This is a genomic window from Amycolatopsis sp. NPDC049688 (assembly GCF_040674975.1).
Lineage (GTDB): Bacteria > Actinomycetota > Actinomycetes > Mycobacteriales > Pseudonocardiaceae > Amycolatopsis.
This window is the reverse complement of record NZ_JBFANY010000027.1, coordinates 1-15,554: the sequence shown is the minus strand read 5'-3', so window position 1 is coordinate 15,554 and position 15,554 is coordinate 1. Positions and strand designations below refer to the sequence as shown.

The window sequence follows — 15,554 nt, the reverse complement described above, 5'->3', positions numbered from 1 at the left end:
GAGATGGCTTCTGTCGGGCACCGATCCTAACCGTGGTCGTCGGCGTCCCACGCGGGGTCGGTGGGTGGTGCCTCGGTCGCCCAGGCTCCCGCCGGGTCGGCGGCCATCGAGTTCGCCGACGCCACCTGGTTGCCGCCGCCGCGTTTCGCCTGGTACATCGCCGCGTCCGCGCGGGCCAGGACCTGCTCGCCGCGCTCCTGCGGGCGCAGCGAGACCAGCCCGATCGACAGCGTGACCCCGTGCGAGAGGTGGTGTGGCAGGTTCGCGACGGACTTCACCGCGCGCCCGAGCGCCATCTTCGCCGCGGACGCCGGCGTGCCGGGAAGCAGGACGATGAACTCGTCGCCGCCGTAGCGGGCCACGAGGTCGTCGCCGCGCAGCGCGTCACGAAGCGTGCTCGCCACGACACGCAGCACGTTGTCGCCTTCGGCGTGCGACTGCTTGTCGTTGACGCCCTTGAAGCCGTCGAGGTCCACCAGCGCGACCGCGAGGGGCTGCGCGTCGGCCGAGGAGGCGAGCTGACGCAGCTTCTCGTCCAGCGCGCGCCGGTTCGGCAGGCCGGTGAGCGGGTCCTGCAGGGCCTGCTGGGTGATCGCGCCGTGCTCGGCCGACAGCCGTTCGTGCTCGCGGCGGGCGTTCAGGGTGGCGATCTGCGACTCGCGCAGGCTCCACATCTCCGACTCCAGGCGCCGCGCGTAGTCGATCAGCGACTCGCTCGCGCCGGACGCGTAGTCCGGGGTCGTGTCGAGCCGGGCCAGCTCGCGGGCGATGTTCAGCCGCATCGACGGCTGCGAGGTGTCGTCCGAGATGGATTGGCGCGTCTCGCGCAGCACCGAAAGGGCCTCTTCGCGGCGGCCCTCCTTGTCCAGGCAGCGGGCCAGCGCGATCGCGACGATCTCCCGGTCGTGCCCGAACGCGCGCTCGGTGTGCAGCTTCTGCAGCCGGTCGATGTGCTCGGCGCCCGGCTGGTTCAGCGCCGGCGCCGCGGCCAGCACGCCGACCTGGTCGATCGCCGCGACGTTCGCCTTGCGCGGGAACAGCGACTCGGCGAACGGGCCCTCGGCGGCGGCGCCCATCGACGCCGCGGTGCGGAACTTCTCGGCGCTCTCGTCGTACTCGTCGATGCGTTCCAGCCGCAGGCCCCAGCCCAGCAGCATCTTGATCCGGTTGATCAGCTGGAGGGCGATGTCGTGCGGGCTCGCGCTCTCGCGGATCGCCGCCGCGGCCCGGCCGATCACCTCCTCGGCCGCCTCGTAGACGCCGAGCTGGTTGAGCACCAGCCAGCAGTCGATCAGCGTCGAAGACAGCAGCCGGTTCCAGGCGCGCAGCCCGACCTGCCGGTCCGGGATCGTGGAGTCGTCCAGGATGGCCAGCGCCCGGGCGATCTCGGTGAGCGCGGCGTCCTCCTGCGCGGCGGCCACGAGCCGGCGCCCGCGCAGCGCGTGCGCGTCCGCCCGCAGCAGGGCGATGCCGTGGCGGCGGGTGTGCGCGAGCATCTCGTCGAGCCGGGGCTCGGCCTCCGCGGCCAGGCCCTTGGTGGCCAGCCGGGCCAGGGCGGACGAGCGCAGCAGCTGGGCCACGAGCAGCGGCTCGCCGCGGCGCTGGGTCTCGTCGAGCAGCTCGTCCATCATCGCGACGATCTCGAGCTGCTGGGTGTATTCGTGCCGCTGGACGGCGGCACCCAGCTCCCGCGCACGCCCGACCAGCCAGGCGTCGGACATCTCGGCCAGCGCGGGCCGCCTGGCCGTGACCGGGTCGGTCGCCTCGTCGGTCAGCGCCAACCTCCCGGGTCGTGGGGTTCGGGTCCTGCTGCTCCGCCGCCAGGATTCGAACCTGAACTGTCAGAACCAAAATCTGAAGTGCTGCCGATTACACTACGGCGGATCGATCCTGGTCAGGATAGCGACGATCGGGTGTCGTCCGCGCGGGGGATGCGTTATGCGCCCGTCCGCCGGGTACCCGGGTCCGAAAGACATCGGTGTGAGTTCGGGCTCTCCCCAGCCGCCCGAACCTCCTGTACCGTAACTTACGGCATCGTAGGTTAGGGCGCCCTTGGTAGAAGGCTGCCCGTGTAGGAAGAAGTGAAGCGTATGACGGCCACGCTCGACCGTTCCCAGCCCGCCGGGGAGCCGGAAGCTCCCAAGGGGCCCAAACCTGTCATCGACGGCCAGCGCGGCATCGGCGTGCAGCTGTCGGTCTACTTCGGTGTGATCGCCCCGCTCGTGGCCCTGCTGGTCGCGGTGCCGTTCGCGTGGGGCTGGGGACTGAGCTGGGTCGACGTCGGCATCTTCGTGGTGTTCTACGCGATCAGCGGGCTCGGCATCACGGTGTCGTACCACCGCTACTTCACGCACGGGTCGTTCAAGGCCAAGCAGTGGCTGCGCGTGTTCATGGCCATCGCGGGCAGCATCGCCCTGCAGGGCCCGGTGATCACCTGGGTCGCCGACCACCGCCGCCACCACGCGTTCTCCGACCGCGACGGCGACCCGCACTCGCCGTGGGCGTTCGGTACCTCGCCGTGGGCCATCGCCAAGGGCTTCTGGCACGCGCACATGGGCTGGCTGTTCGAGCGCGACCAGACCAACGCCGAGCGCTTCGCGCCGGACCTGGTGAAGGACCCGGCGATCAAGAAGGTCGACGACCTGTTCTGGCTGTGGGCCCTGGTCAGCCTGCTGCTGCCGGCGCTGCTGGGCGGCCTCATCTCGTGGTCGCTGTGGGGCGCGGTGACGGCCTTCTTCTGGGCCGGCCTGGTGCGCATCTGCGTGCTGCACCACGTGACCTGGTCGGTCAACTCGATCTGCCACATGATCGGCGAGCGCCCGTTCGCCGCCCGCGACAAGTCGGCCAACTTCTGGCCGCTGGCGATCTTCTCCTTCGGCGAGTCGTGGCACAACCTGCACCACGCCGACCCGACGTCGGCGCGCCACGGCGTCAAGCGCGGCCAGATCGACATCTCCGCGCGGCTGATCTGGATCTTCGAGAAGTTCGGCTGGGTGCACGACGTGCGCTGGCCGACCCCGCAGCGGCTGGCCCGTATCGCCACGGAAAAGGGCTAGTCAACTAGGCTGCCGAAATGGCGGGGAGACGGCGTTCGAAGCGTGAGCAGGTCACCGGGGCACGTCCGGCCGCCCCGGTGACCCGGGTCCGGATGACCGGCACCGAGCGGCGTCAGCAGCTGCTGAACGTGGCCCGGGCCCTGTTCGCCGAGAAGGGCTTCGACGGGACGTCGATCGAGGAGATCGCGCACCGCGCCAACGTGTCGAAACCGGTGGTGTACGAGCACTTCGGCGGCAAAGAGGGCATCTACGCGGTGGTCGTCGACCGCGAAACGCAGCTGCTGCTCGACCGGATGGTCTCGACCCTCCACGGCGGGCACCCGCGCGCGATGCTGGAACAGGCGGCGACGGCGCTGCTGTCCTACGTCGAGGATTCCCACGACGGCTTCCGCATCCTGGTCCGCGACTCCCCGGTGGCCAGCTCCACGGGGACGTTTTCGACGGTGCTGAACGACATCGCGAGCCAGGTCGAACACATCCTGGCCCAGCAGTTCGCGGCCCGCGGCTACGACGAGAAGCTGGCGGCGCTGTACGCGCAGGCCCTGGTGGGGATGGTCGCCCTGACCGGCCAGTGGTGGCTGGACGCGCGCAAGCCCAAGCGCGACGAGGTGGCCGCGCACCTGGTCAACCTGGCGTGGAACGGGTTGTCGCACCTGGAGCACAAGCCGAAGCTGCGGCTGCGTTAGCGCGGTGACCGCCGAGGACCCTGGTTCCCCGGCGGCGGCCGATTCCTTCGCCCGGCAACGCTGGGCGGCGCACGGCGCCAAGGGCCGGCCCGGGCGATGGTTCTGCACGGGATGCGGCTGGCGGTCGCGGCAGGCGCCCGGCACGCGACCGTCGCGTGCCTGGGGGAGCCGGCACCGCGCGGGAGTTGTACTACGGGGCCGGGTTCCGGGCGTTTTCGCGGGACGCCCCGCTCATCGCAGCTGCCCGGTCGCCCGAAGGTGGTCGAAGATGAGCTGGTCCACCGCGGAAACCCGGCCGCGGTCGGCGTACCCGAGCCACGCGATCTCTTCGATCTCGCTGCTCGCCTCGAGGGTTCCGCGGTATCCGGCGGTGTAGCAGGTCATCCGCACCAGCGTGCCGGCCGCGTGACCGTGCGCCTGCGCCTCGAAGGTGCCGGCCGCGGCGATCGAGTCTTCGGTGATCTCGACGTCGAGTTCTTCGCGGATCTCGCGGACCAGCGTCTCGGCGTCCGTCTCGCCGGGCTCGCGCTTGCCGCCGGGGAGGTAGTAGACGTTCTTGCCGCGCGAACGCGTGCTGAGGATCCGGCCGTCCACCAGGTGCAGCCAGGCGATCTTGTCGATCACGCCAGCGCCGCCACGGCCTCGTCCGTCGTCACGACCGTGCCCAGCCGCGGGAAGATCTTCGTGATCGCGTTCTCGTGCGAGATCTCCGACAGCGCCGTCATCGCGTCGGACACCGCGACCGTGTCGTAGCCGTGGTCCGAGGCTGCGCGCAGGGTCGACTCGACGCCGAACTCCGTCGCGATGCCGCCGAACACCACCGTGCGGACGCCCGCCCCGCTCAGGTACTCGTGGAGGTCGGTCCCGGCGAACCCGCCGATCGTGTACTTCGTGACGACCTTGTCGTCCCCGGTCTCGAAGACCAGCTCGTTGCCCGGCGGGTTGTCCGGCCGCGACACCTTCACGACCACCACCGGCGCGCCCGCCTTGCGGAACGCCTCCCGCAGGCGCAGGGCGTTCGCGACGACTTCTTCGCCGGTGTACGGCGTGGTCGGCAACGCCACGATCCGCGCCTGCAGGTCGATCAGGACGAGCGCGGACGTGGCCGGGTCGATCTCGGTCATCCCCCGATCCTAGGCACTAGGCTCGGAGCATGGGGAACAACAGGGAAATCGTGGTGACGGGCGGCGGCACGGGCATCGGCTACGCGGTGGCGGCGGCCTTCGCCGAGGCCGGCGAGCACGTCACGATCACCGGGCGCCGGGAGCAGGTGCTGACCGAAGCCGCGACGCTGGCGGGCGCGCGGCCCGTCGTGTTCGACGCCGCCGATCCGGCCGCCGTCGAGGCCGCACTGGCGGAGTTGCCGGAACGCGTCGACGTGCTCGTCAACAACGCCGGCGGCAACACCGACTTCCTCGGAAGCGACGGCGAGGACGGGCTGGCCGGCTTCGCGGCGGCGTTCGAACGGAACCTGCGGTCCAATGTGGTCAGTGCCGCGCTGGTGACGCACGCGCTGCGCGACCGGCTCGCCGACGGGGCGCGGATCATCACCATCGGCTCGATCGCCGCGCACACCGGCGCCGGGTCCTACGGGGCCGCGAAGGCCGCCGTCGAAGCGTGGAACGTCAGTGTGGCCAGGGAGTTCGGGCCGCGCGGGATCACCGCGAACGTCGTCGCGCCCGGGCTGATCGGGGACACCGAGTTCTTCCACGGGCAGCTGAGCGACAGCCGTCGCGAGTGGCTGATCGGGAACACGATGAACAAGCGGCCCGGCACGCCGGAGGACGTCGCCGCCGTCGTGACGTTCTTGGCGAGCCCCGCCGCCGGGCACGTCACCGGACAGGTGGTGCACGTCAACGGCGGGGCTCACCTGGGCAAATAGCATCTGGATGCCGGTCCTCGGGCGCCAGGTCGGCGATGGCGCCCGGGGACCGGCGCGGTGCTGCCGCGGGAACGCTTTCTTCGGACCGCGTCCAACACGCGTCGGGGGCGGGCGAAAAACTCTTGGCTCACACCATGTTCCGCGTCCCGCCGTCCGGGCGGAAGTGTCCACGGCACCTTCGCGGCCGTGCTTTTCTCATGGTCAGGCGGGCGTGACCTTCAGCAGCTTGTCGTCCGTCCCGTCCGACGTGGTCACGTACAGGGCGCCGTCCGGGCCGCTGCGGACCGCGCGCAGGCGGCCGAACTTGTCGTCGAACTCCGGCGGCAGCGTGACGTCGAGGACCTTGCCCGCCGGGTCCAGGTGGTACAGCAGCAGTTTCTGCCCCTTGAGCGCCACCACGACGAGCGCGCCGTCGTTCGGGCCCCACTGCGCGCCGGTCAGGAACGCGTCACCGCTGATCGCCTCGGTGATCTTCCCGGATGTCCACAATGGACTCACCGCGTCCGGGAACCGCTTGAGGTCGGTCATCGGCACGCTCTCGTCGTAGCTGGTGCCGGTGCCGCCCTTCGACGGGTCCCAGCCGTAGTTGGCGCCCGGCTTCAGCAGGTTGACCTCGTCGTCGAACGTCGGCCCGTGCTCGGCGGTGATCACCTGGCCGCTGCCCGGCCGGATCGCCACGCCCTGGACGTTGCGGTGGCCGTAGGTGTAGACCAGCTGCTCGTGCGGGTCACTCGAAGTGATGAACGGGTTGTCCGGCAACGGCTTCCCGGTCTTCGCGTCCAGCCGCAGCACCTTGCCGCCGAGGGAGTGGCGGTCCTGCGAGATCGACGCGCGGGCGGTGTCGCCGGTGCCGACGAGCAGGGCGCCGTCCGGGGCGAACGTCGGGCGGCAGCCGGAGTGCCGCCCGCTCGGGTTCACCGGCAGCCCGGTCAGCAGGTCCTTCACCTTCGTCGCGCTGGTGCCGTCCTCGGCGAGCCGCCAGGTGACCAGCCGGATGTCGACGGCCTTGCCGCCTTCCTGGTGGTCCTGGCAGGTGATGAACTCGCGGCTGGTGCTGAAGTCCGGGCTGACGACCAGGCCGAGCAGGCCGCCTTCGCCCTGCACGAGGACGTCGGAGAAGTCGGCGCGCACGTCGGCCGCCTTGCCGTCGCGGATCAGCGCGAGCTTGCCGGGCCGCTGCGGCACCAGGATGCCGCCGTCGGGCAGGAACCCGACGTCCCAGCCGTGCTGCAGCCCGGCGGTCACCGTCTCGACCTTGAACTTCCCGGACGCGGCGGCCGGCGAGGGCGCGGGCGGGACGCTCTGCACGGGTTCGCTCGCCGCCCCCGAACAGCCCAGGACCAGCAGGGACACCACACCGATGAGACCCAGCGCACGCCGCATACGCCTCATCCTGCCACCAAGCGGTGAAATCGCCGTGCGACGCGGCGCTCGTGCGCTCAGGAGCCGGGCCGCACCAGCCCGGACTCGTAGGCGAAGACGACCGCGTGCACCCGGTCGCGCAGCCGCAGCTTGCTCAGGATCCGCCCGACGTGCGTCTTCACCGTCGTCTCGCCGATGTACAGCTTCGCGGCGATCTCCCCGTTGGACAGCCCGCGCGCGAGCAGGCCCAGCACGTCCTTCTCGCGTTCGGTGAGCGCTCCGAGCTTCTCGGCGTCCACCGGGTCGCGGTCGTCGGCGAGGTACCGGTCGAGCAGCCGCCGGGTGACCGACGGCGAGACCATCGAATCGCCGCGCAGCACCCCGCGGATCGCGACGAGCATCTCCTCCGACGGCGCGTCCTTCACCAGGAACCCGCTGGCCCCGCCGCGCAGGGCGGCGTACGCGTACTCGTCGAGGTCGAAGGTCGTGATGATGAGGACGCGCACGTCCGGCAGCTCGGCGCAGATCCGCGCGGTCGCCGTGACGCCGTCGAGCACCGGCATCCGGACGTCCATCAGCACCAGGTCCGGCCGCAGCTGCCTGGCCAGCGCGATGGCCTCCTCCCCGTTGGCCGCCTCGCCCGCGACGACGAGGTCGTCCTGGCTTTCGACGATCATCCGCAGGCCGACGCGGACCAGCTGCTGGTCGTCGCAGAGCAGGATCCGGGTGGTCACGGGGTCACCACCAGGGTTGCGCACACGCGGTACCCGCCGTCCGGGAGCGGGCCGGTCGTCAGCTCGCCGTGGTACATGCCGACGCGCTGGCGCATTCCGGTGAGGCCGCGGCCGGACGACGGCAGCGCCGGGGCCGGCGGGGCGTGGCCGCCGGTGTTCGTCACCTCGATGCGCACCCCGGGTGGCTCGAAGGCGACGCCGACGCGGCCGGTGGCGTCGGCGGGGGCGTGCTTGATCATGTTGGTCAGTGCCTCCTGGACGATCCGGTACGCCTGCAGCGCGGCGCTGGCCGGCAGCGCGCCCGGATCGCCGGTCACGTCGAGCGCGACGTCGCGCCCGGACTGGTCGACGAGCTCGCGCAGGCCGGCGAGCGTCGGCTGGGGACTGCGCGCCGCCTGGCCGGCGTGCAGGACTTCGAGGAGCCGCCGCAGCTCGGCCAGCGCGTCCCGGCCGGTGTGGACGATCGTGTCGAGTGTGCGGTCGACGGCCTCGGGGTCGCGGTGCCGGGCGAGCTTCGCGCCCTCGGCGTTCAGCACGATCACGCTCATGCTGTGCGCCAGGACGTCGTGCAGCTCGCGCGCGATCCGGGTGCGCTCCTCGGCGACGGCCGCGCGGGTCCGGGCGTCGTCGTGCTTCTTCTCTTCGGCGGCGAGTTCTTCCTGTTTGCGGAAGAACTCGCCGAGCGCCCAGGCCGCGATGTGCAGCGGCAGGATGCCGAGCACGGTGAAGGTCGGGTTGATCGTGTCCGGGGCGTAGAGCGTGACCCACTGGACGCCGAGCACGACGATCGCCACCGCGATCGCCGCGGCGAACCACCGGTCCCGCCGCTTCACGAGGGTGAACAGCACGACCGCCATGGCCAGCTCGGTGCGGCCGCGGTCGTAGGCCCAGATGTCGTTGAAGTACACCGCCGCCGCCCCGGCGATGACCAGCACCGCGACCGTGCGCGGGAACCGGCGCCGGACCAGCAGCGGGAGCAGGAACACCATCGGGAACGCGCGGGTGGTCCACGGCTCTTCCCCGGCCCAGCCGGGCGCGAGGAAGACGAACACGCCGTACAGCGGCAAGTCCACCGTCCAGCGGTGCCGGCGCACCCACATCACGAGTCGTTCCACCTCCCGAACGTAACGCCCGGACCCCGTCCGGGGCGTCCTTCCCGCGGACCGTCCGTGTCCTCCCCGGGGAGGACACGGACCGGCCGGTCCGGCGGATTCGCGGCCACCCCGGCCGTTCCTAGCGTCGGGGCCATGTCGATCACCAGGGAATTCCTCCGCCACCCGGTCCTGACCGGCGCGATCGCGCCGAGCTCGCCACGGCTGGCCGAAGAGATGACGGCGGGCCTCGGCCTGGAGCGCGCGGCGTGCGTCGCCGAACTCGGTCCGGGCACCGGCGTGTTCACCGAAGCGGTCCTCGCGCTCCTGCGTCCCGAAGCGCGTCTGACGGCCGTCGAGATCAACCCGCGTTTCGCGGCGGCCTTGAGCGAGCGCTTCCCACAGGTCGACGTCGTCACGGGCTCGGCGGAACACCTCGCGCCGGCCGGGTTCGACGTCATCGTCTCCGGCCTGCCGTGGACGGCCATGACGGCGGTCCGGCAGCAGCGCATCCTCGACGCGGTCACCGCGGCGCTGGCCCCGGACGGCCGGTTCACGACGTTCGCGTACGCCCACGCGGCTTGGACACCGCCCGCGCGCCGCTTCGCCGCGTCACTGCGAAGCCGTTTCGCGGTGGTGGAGCGGACTTCGGTCGTCTGGGGCAACCTGCCGCCGGCTTTCGTGTACCGCGCCGCGCTGCCGGTGGCGGTGGGAAGGGCCCGGCGTGGACAGCCTGCTACGGCCTCTGCTTGACGCGCCCCCGGTGGTCGTCTACCTGGTCTGTGCCCTGGTGATCACCGCGGAAACCGCACTGCTGCCGGGAATCGTGCTGCCGACGTTGTCGACGTTGCTGCTGATGGGTTTCCTCGCCGAGCGGGGCACGCTCCACCTCGGACTCGCCTGGGCGGTGGCCGTCGGCGCGGCCGTCCTCGGCGACCAGCTCGCCTACCTCGAGGGACGGCGCTGGGGACCGCGCCTGGCCCACCGCGACCGCTGGAAGCGCGCGGAGGCGGCGATCGCCCGCCACGGCGTCCCGGCGGTGGTCGCGGGCCGCTGCCTGGCCGGCGTCCGGACGCTGATGCCACGCGTGGCGGGCTCGGCGGCGATGCCGTACCGCCGGTTCACGGCGGGCAGCGTGGCGGCGGCCGTGCTGTGGGCGAGCGCGGAACTGCTGGTGGGTCACACGACGGCGCTGGTGCTGTGAAGGCGTTCCGCCGTTTCGGCATCGGCGGGCAGGAACGTCTCCAGCCTGAGCTCCGACACGGTGACATCGGCCGCCGTCGCGAACGTCGTGATCGCGGTGATCAGGCGCAGCTCGCCGACCGACGTCGCCAGCCGGACCGGCACCGCGAACCCCAGGTGCTCCGGGCCGGGTGGCGACGCCGGCGGCAAGTACCCCTCCAGCTCGGCGAGCTGCCGGGCCAGGCGTTCGTCCGGGGTGCGGGCGAGGTCGTTGCGGAGGCGTTCGAGGATGTGCCGCGCCCAGTCGTCGAGGTTGCGCACCCGCGGCGCCATCCCCTTCGGGTGCAACGCCAGCCGCAGCGTGTCGACCGGTTCGCGCAGGAGTTCCGGCGCGACGCCCTCGGTGAGCAGCCCGAACCCGTCGTTCGCGGCGACGAGCACGCCGTGGCGGTCGACGACGATCGCCGGGTAGGGCCGGTGGCCGTCGAGCAGCCGCCGCAGGCCCTCGAGCACCGGCCGGATGGCCGGGTCGCCGAGCCGCGTTTCGGGGTAGGTCGGCGCGTAGCCGGCGGCGTGGAGCAGGCCGTTGCGTTCGCGCAGGGGCAGTTCGAGGGACTCGGCGACGCGCAGGACCATGCCGCGCCCGGGCACCGAGCGCCCGCTTTCCATGAAGCTCACGTGCCGTTGCGTCGTGCCGGCGCGCAACGCCAGGTCGAGCTGGCTGAGCCGCCGCCGGGTGCGCCAGTCCTTGAGCGCGGTTCCGAAGTCCACGGGTCCATCCTGCTCGCGGCGTCCATTCCCCGCGGGGAATTGAGCGCATACCCCGTTCCGGCGACGCTTCGGCCATGACGAACTACGGCCTGGTCATCCCGACCTACCAGCCCATCCTCGACGCCGGGCGCACCGCACCCGAGCTGGTCGAGACCGCGGTCTTCGCGGAGGAACTCGGCCTCGACTCGGTCTGGGTCGGCGACACCCTCGCGCGGGCCCCGCTGGACGCGCTCGCGGTCCTGTCCGCCTTCGCCGCCCGGACGTCCCGGGTGACGCTGGGGACGGCCGCCCTGCTCCCGGCCCTGCGGAACCCGATCTTGACGGCGAACCAGCTGCTGTCCCTCGACCTGCTGAGCGAGGGCCGCCTCACGGTGGCGGTCGGGGCCGGGTTCGCCGGCCGCAGCGAGCCGGAGTTCGCGTTCGCGGGTGTCCCCTGGGAGCGGCGGCGGGCCCGGCTGGACGACATCGTGGCGCTGTGGCGGGCGATCTGGAGCGGCGGGTCTTCGTTCCACGGCTCGGTGCTGCACTACGACGCACTGCCGGTGTTCCCGGCGCCGGCCCGCCCGGGCGGGCCGCCGGTGTGGCTGGCGGCGTACACGCCGGGCGCGCTGGAGCGGGTGGGCCGGTTGTACGACGGCTGGCTGCCCTACCCGCCGGACCCGGCCGACTACGGCTCGGGCCTGGCCCGGATCCGGGCGCTTGCGTCCCGGCCGGTGACCCCGGCGTTGTTCGCGACGGTCCTCGTCGAGGACGATCCGCTGCGCGGGCGCTCGCTGCTGGAGGAGTACTGCCAGCGCAACTACGGCCGCCCGGCGGCGTTCGTCCAGGGGATCCAGATGCAGGTCAGCGGGAGCGCGGCGGAGGTGGCCTCCCGGCTGCGCGAGTACGAAGGGGCGGAACACTTCCTGCTGCGGATCGCGAGCACGGACCCGAAGGTGTTCGACGAGCAGCTGCCGCGGGTGGCGGAGGTGGTGAACCTGCTCCGGTCGTGAGCCTGCCGCGGCTCTCGTGGGCGGGAAACAGGGTCAGAACACTGTTTCCCACTCACGACCAGCGGTGATCGGGAACTTGTCGGGGGTGGCACGTAGGCTGGGACCGTGACCGACGCTCCACTGTCCGGACTCCTCACCGCCATCCTTCCCGACCCGGCCCTGCGCGGCGTGGTCGAGCGCGCCGGTGCGCCGCTGCTCGAGCTGCAGGGCCCGATCGCCGCCCGGCAGCTCGTCGCCGCCGCTCTCGCCGCCGATGACGGGGCCGGCAAGCCCGTGCTCGCCGTCACCGCCACCGGACGGGAGGCCGACGAGCTGACCGCGTCCCTCGGTGCGCTCCTGGGAAAGCACAGGGTCGCCGACTTCCCGAGCTGGGAGACCCTGCCGCACGAGCGCCTCTCGCCGCGCGCGGACACCGTCGGGCGCCGGCTCGAGGTGCTGCACCGGCTGAAGACCGGGGACGACGGGCTGCGCGTGGTCGTCGCCACCGTCCGCAGCCTGATCCAGCCCATGGCGCCCGGCCTCGGCTCGCTCGCCCCGATCGACCTCGTCGTCGGCGAAGAGACGCCGTTCGAGGAGCTCCTCGAACGGCTCGTCGAGCTGGCCTACACCCGCGTCGACATGGTCGAGAAACGCGGCGAGTTCGCCGTCCGCGGCGGCATCTTGGACCTCTTCGGGCCCACCGCGCAGCACCCCGTCCGGGTGGAGTTCTGGGGCGACGAGGTCAGCGAGATCCGCGCGTTCGCCGTCTCCGACCAGCGGTCGCTGCCCGGTGAGATCGCGCGGGTCACCGCGCCGCCGTGCCGCGAGCTGCTGCTCACCCAGCCGGTCAAGGAGAAGGCCGCGGAGCTGGCGAAGACCTACGAAGCCGACGCGCACCTGGCCGAGATGCTCACCAAGCTCGCCGACGGCATCCCGGTCGAGGGCATGGAGGCGCTCATCCCCGTCCTCTGCGAAGGCGAACTCGAACTCCTCACCGACGCGATGCCGGTGGGCACCCACGTGCTGCTCACCGACCCGGAGAAGATCCGCGCCCGCGCCGCCGACCTCGTCCGCACCGGCCAGGAGTTCCTCGAAGCGTCCTGGACGACGGCCGCGGCGGGCGGGCAGGCGCCGATCGACCTCGGCGCGTCCGCCTACCGGGCGCTCGACGAGATCGCGTCCCACGCCCAGGACACCAAGCGCGCCTGGTGGACGCTGACCCAGCTGACCAGCGAAGACCCCGACGTCTACCGCGTCTCGGTCGAAGCCGCGCCCGCGTACCGCGGCGAGCTCGAGCGCGCGATGGCGGACCTGCGGGCGCACACGGCGTCGGGCGGCACGGCGGTGCTCGTCGTCGCCGGCCAGGGCACCGCCGCGCGCGCGGTCGAGCAGCTCACCGGCGCCGACGTCCCGGCCACCCAGGCGGGTGACGGCCTGAAGAGCGTCCCGGCCGCGGGCATGGTCACGGTCACCTGCGGCGGCCTCACCGACGGGTTCGTCTCACCCGAGCGCGCCCTGGTCGTGCTGAGCGAAGCGGACCTCACCGGCCGCGGCGCGGGCGCCGGAACGTCCACAAAGGACCTCAACACGAAGATGCCGTCCCGGCGGCGCAACGCGGTCGACCCGCTGGCCCTGAAGGCCGGCGACTACGTCGTGCACGACCAGCACGGCATCGGCCGGTTCGTCGAGATGGTCCAGCGGACGGTCGCCGGCGCCACCCGCGAGTACCTCCTGCTGGAGTACGCGTCGTCGAAGCGCGGCCACCCGGGTGACCGGCTGTTCGTGCCCACCGACCAGCTCGACGAGGTCTCCCGGTACGTCGGCGGCGAGCTGCCCACGCTCAACAAGCTGGGCGGCTCGGACTGGAAGAACACCAAGGCCAAGGCCAAGAAGGCGGTCAAGGAGATCGCCGCCGAGCTGGTGCAGCTGTACGCGGCGCGCCAGGCCGCGCCCGGCCACGCGTTCGGCCCGGACACCCCGTGGCAGCACGAGCTGGAAGACGCCTTCCCGTTCACCGAGACGAACGACCAGCTCGCCGCCATCGACGAGGTCAAGGCCGACATGGAACGCGGCGTCCCGATGGACCGCGTGATCTGCGGCGACGTCGGCTACGGCAAGACGGAGATCGCCGTCCGCGCGGCGTTCAAGGCGGTGCAGGACGGCAAGCAGGTCGCGGTCCTGGTGCCGACGACACTGCTCGCCCAGCAGCACCTGAACACCTTCCAGGAGCGGATGCGCTCGTTCCCGGTGACGATCAAGGGCCTGTCCCGGTTCACGAACAAGACCGAGTCCGACCTGATCCTCGAGCAGCTGGCCGCCGGCGAGGTCGACATCGTCATCGGCACGCACCGGCTGCTGCAGACCGGCATCCGCTACAAGGACCTCGGCCTGGTGATCGTCGACGAGGAGCAGCGGTTCGGCGTCGAGCACAAGGAGCACATCAAGGCGCTGCGCACGCACGTCGACGTGCTGACGATGTCGGCGACGCCGATCCCGCGCACGCTGGAGATGTCGCTGGCCGGCATCCGCGAGATGTCGACGATCCTGACCCCGCCGGAGGACCGCCACCCGATCCTGACCTACGTCGGCGCGTACGACGACAAGCAGGTCGGCGCGGCGATCCGCCGTGAGCTGCTGCGCGACGGCCAGGTCTTCTACGTCCACAACCGGGTTTCCTCGATCGAGAAGGCGGCGCGGCGGATCCGCGAGCTGGTGCCGGAGGCGCGGGTCGTCACCGCGCACGGCCAGATGAACGAGGACAAGCTCGAAAAGATCATCCAGGGCTTCTGGGAGAACGAGTACGACGTCCTGGTGTGCACCACGATCGTCGAGACCGGCCTCGACATTTCGAACGCCAACACGCTCTTGGTCGAGCGCGGCGACCTGCTGGGGCTGGCGCAGCTGCACCAGCTGCGCGGCCGCGTCGGGCGAGGGCGTGAGCGCGGGTACGCGTACTTCCTGTACCCGCCGGAGGCGCCGCTGACGGAGACCGCGCACGACCGCCTGGCGACGATCGCCCAGAACACCGAGCTGGGCGCGGGCATGGCGGTCGCGATGAAGGACCTCGAAATCCGCGGCGCGGGCAACATCCTGGGTGCGGAGCAGTCCGGGCACATCGCGGGCGTCGGGTTCGACCTCTACGTGCGGCTCGTCGGCGAAGCGGTCGACGCGTTCAGGCGGCACGCGGGCGCGGAGCCGGCGGAGGAAGAGGAGCTGGCGGAAGTCCGCGTCGACCTCCCGATCGACGCCCACATCCCGCACGACTACGTGCCGGGGGAGCGGTTGCGGCTGGAGGCGTACCGCAAGATCGCGGCGGCCCCGGACACCGAGGGCCTGGACGCGGTGCGCGAAGAGCTGATCGACCGCTACGGCCAGCCGCCCGCGCCGGTGAACCGGCTGCTGGCGGTGGCGAAGTTCCGGCACACCTGCCGCGAGGCGGGCGTGACGGAGGTGGCGGTCCAGGGCACCACGATCCGGTTCGCGCCGCTGCCGCTGCTGGATTCACAGATGGTGCGGCTGAAGCGGCTGTACCCGAAGGCGGTGTACAAGGCGGTGACGAACACGGTGTCGGTGCCGAAGCCGACGGAGGGCCCGGCCGGTGGCCGGATCGGCGCGCCGACGCTGCGGGACGAAGAACTGCTGGACTGGTGCACGAAACTGCTGGTGCAGCTGACGAAGAAACCCGCGGCGGTCTAGCAGCGGCCCCCCGTCGTGGGGGGGGGGTGGGTGTGGGGAATATCAAAAAAAAAAAAAAAAACCAAGACGGAGACAGACGGATCGAGACGGGAGTGGGCCCGCGCCACCCACAACCCCCCCCCC

General features: G+C 71.8%; 14 protein-coding genes and 1 tRNA gene. 7 read left to right on the top strand and 8 right to left on the bottom strand.

Annotated features, from left to right (window positions below):
- Positions 1-26: 26 nt before the first annotated feature.
- Together AB0J55_RS44060 and AB0J55_RS44055 are read right to left on the bottom strand one after the other, a co-directional pair.
- A complete protein-coding gene (locus AB0J55_RS44060; RefSeq protein ID WP_364263579.1) occupies positions 27-1,781 on the bottom strand; it encodes a GGDEF domain-containing protein in 1,755 nt (584 codons plus the stop codon).
- Between the two features lie 31 nt (positions 1,782-1,812).
- A tRNA-Gln gene (locus AB0J55_RS44055) sits at positions 1,813-1,884 on the bottom strand.
- A 206-nt stretch (positions 1,885-2,090) separates the two neighbouring features.
- On the opposite strand from AB0J55_RS44055, the gene AB0J55_RS44050 reads away from it, so the two are divergent.
- Entirely contained in the window at positions 2,091-3,056 is a 966-nt protein-coding gene (locus tag AB0J55_RS44050; protein ID WP_364263576.1) for an acyl-CoA desaturase, read from the top strand.
- Positions 3,057-3,148: 92 nt separating this feature from the next.
- Positions 3,149-3,742 carry a TetR/AcrR family transcriptional regulator gene (locus tag AB0J55_RS44045; RefSeq protein ID WP_364263754.1) on the top strand — a complete coding sequence of 198 codons (594 nt, stop codon included), beginning with the start codon at positions 3,149-3,151 and terminating at the stop codon, positions 3,740-3,742.
- A 231-nt stretch (positions 3,743-3,973) separates the two neighbouring features.
- On the opposite strand, the gene AB0J55_RS44040 is transcribed toward AB0J55_RS44045, so the two are convergent.
- Together AB0J55_RS44040 and AB0J55_RS44035 are read right to left on the bottom strand one after the other, a co-directional pair.
- Positions 3,974-4,366, bottom strand: a complete 393-nt coding sequence (locus AB0J55_RS44040) for an NUDIX domain-containing protein (RefSeq protein ID WP_364263573.1) — start codon at positions 4,364-4,366, stop codon at positions 3,974-3,976.
- A complete protein-coding gene (locus AB0J55_RS44035) occupies positions 4,363-4,866 on the bottom strand; it encodes an isochorismatase family protein (protein ID WP_364263570.1) in 504 nt (167 codons plus the stop codon). The genes AB0J55_RS44040 and AB0J55_RS44035 overlap by 4 nt, the downstream gene beginning before the upstream one ends.
- A gap of 29 nt (positions 4,867-4,895) precedes the next feature.
- On the opposite strand from AB0J55_RS44035, the gene AB0J55_RS44030 reads away from it, so the two are divergent.
- Positions 4,896-5,624 (top strand): SDR family oxidoreductase, encoded by a 729-nt coding sequence (locus tag AB0J55_RS44030; RefSeq protein ID WP_364263567.1) that lies wholly within the window; start codon positions 4,896-4,898, stop codon positions 5,622-5,624.
- A gap of 201 nt (positions 5,625-5,825) precedes the next feature.
- On the opposite strand, the gene AB0J55_RS44025 is transcribed toward AB0J55_RS44030, so the two are convergent.
- The 3 genes from AB0J55_RS44025 to AB0J55_RS44015 are packed head-to-tail and all read right to left on the bottom strand — an operon-like array spanning position 5,826 to position 8,820.
- Positions 5,826-7,007: a PQQ-dependent sugar dehydrogenase gene (locus AB0J55_RS44025; RefSeq protein ID WP_364263564.1), complete on the bottom strand. Its 1,182-nt coding sequence runs from the start codon at positions 7,005-7,007 to the stop codon at positions 5,826-5,828.
- 56 nt (positions 7,008-7,063) lie between these two features.
- Positions 7,064-7,720, bottom strand: a complete 657-nt coding sequence (locus AB0J55_RS44020; RefSeq protein WP_364263561.1) for a response regulator transcription factor — start codon at positions 7,718-7,720, stop codon at positions 7,064-7,066.
- Positions 7,717-8,820: a histidine kinase gene (locus AB0J55_RS44015; protein WP_364263751.1), complete on the bottom strand. Its 1,104-nt coding sequence runs from the start codon at positions 8,818-8,820 to the stop codon at positions 7,717-7,719. The genes AB0J55_RS44020 and AB0J55_RS44015 overlap by 4 nt, the downstream gene beginning before the upstream one ends.
- Before the next feature lie 147 nt (positions 8,821-8,967).
- Between AB0J55_RS44015 and AB0J55_RS44010 the strand changes: the two genes are divergently transcribed.
- A complete protein-coding gene (locus tag AB0J55_RS44010) occupies positions 8,968-9,564 on the top strand; it encodes a methyltransferase domain-containing protein (RefSeq protein ID WP_364263558.1) in 597 nt (198 codons plus the stop codon).
- Complete coding sequence (locus AB0J55_RS44005; RefSeq protein WP_364263555.1) at positions 9,536-10,015, top strand: DedA family protein; 480 nt, start codon at positions 9,536-9,538, stop codon at positions 10,013-10,015. Before AB0J55_RS44010 ends, AB0J55_RS44005 begins: the two co-directional genes overlap by 29 nt.
- Here the strand turns inward: AB0J55_RS44005 and AB0J55_RS44000 are convergent.
- The gene (locus tag AB0J55_RS44000; protein ID WP_364263552.1) at positions 9,991-10,764 is read right to left on the bottom strand and encodes a helix-turn-helix transcriptional regulator; all 774 of its coding nucleotides are present in this window, start codon (positions 10,762-10,764) and stop codon (positions 9,991-9,993) included. The two genes, AB0J55_RS44005 and AB0J55_RS44000, sit on opposite strands and share 25 nt — an antisense overlap.
- Positions 10,765-10,838: 74 nt before the next feature.
- Between AB0J55_RS44000 and AB0J55_RS43995 the strand changes: the two genes are divergently transcribed.
- The gene (locus AB0J55_RS43995) at positions 10,839-11,756 is read left to right on the top strand and encodes an LLM class flavin-dependent oxidoreductase (RefSeq protein WP_364263549.1); all 918 of its coding nucleotides are present in this window, start codon (positions 10,839-10,841) and stop codon (positions 11,754-11,756) included.
- 120 nt (positions 11,757-11,876) lie between these two features.
- Entirely contained in the window at positions 11,877-15,431 is a 3,555-nt protein-coding gene (mfd, locus tag AB0J55_RS43990) for a transcription-repair coupling factor (protein WP_364263748.1), read from the top strand.
- Positions 15,432-15,554: the final 123 nt, after the last annotated feature.

Coding starts and splice junctions, on each gene's coding strand:
- AB0J55_RS44050 (WP_364263576.1), top strand. CDS start 2,091: ATGACGGCCACGCTCGACCGTTCCCAGCCCGCCGGGGAGCCGGAAGCT.
- AB0J55_RS44045 (WP_364263754.1), top strand. CDS start 3,149: ATGACCGGCACCGAGCGGCGTCAGCAGCTGCTGAACGTGGCCCGGGCC.
- AB0J55_RS44035 (WP_364263570.1), bottom strand. CDS start 4,866: ATGACCGAGATCGACCCGGCCACGTCCGCGCTCGTCCTGATCGACCTG.
- AB0J55_RS44030 (WP_364263567.1), top strand. CDS start 4,896: ATGGGGAACAACAGGGAAATCGTGGTGACGGGCGGCGGCACGGGCATC.
- AB0J55_RS44025 (WP_364263564.1), bottom strand. CDS start 7,007: ATGCGGCGTGCGCTGGGTCTCATCGGTGTGGTGTCCCTGCTGGTCCTG.
- AB0J55_RS44015 (WP_364263751.1), bottom strand. CDS start 8,820: ATGTGGGTGCGCCGGCACCGCTGGACGGTGGACTTGCCGCTGTACGGC.
- AB0J55_RS44010 (WP_364263558.1), top strand. CDS start 8,968: ATGTCGATCACCAGGGAATTCCTCCGCCACCCGGTCCTGACCGGCGCG.
- AB0J55_RS43995 (WP_364263549.1), top strand. CDS start 10,839: ATGACGAACTACGGCCTGGTCATCCCGACCTACCAGCCCATCCTCGAC.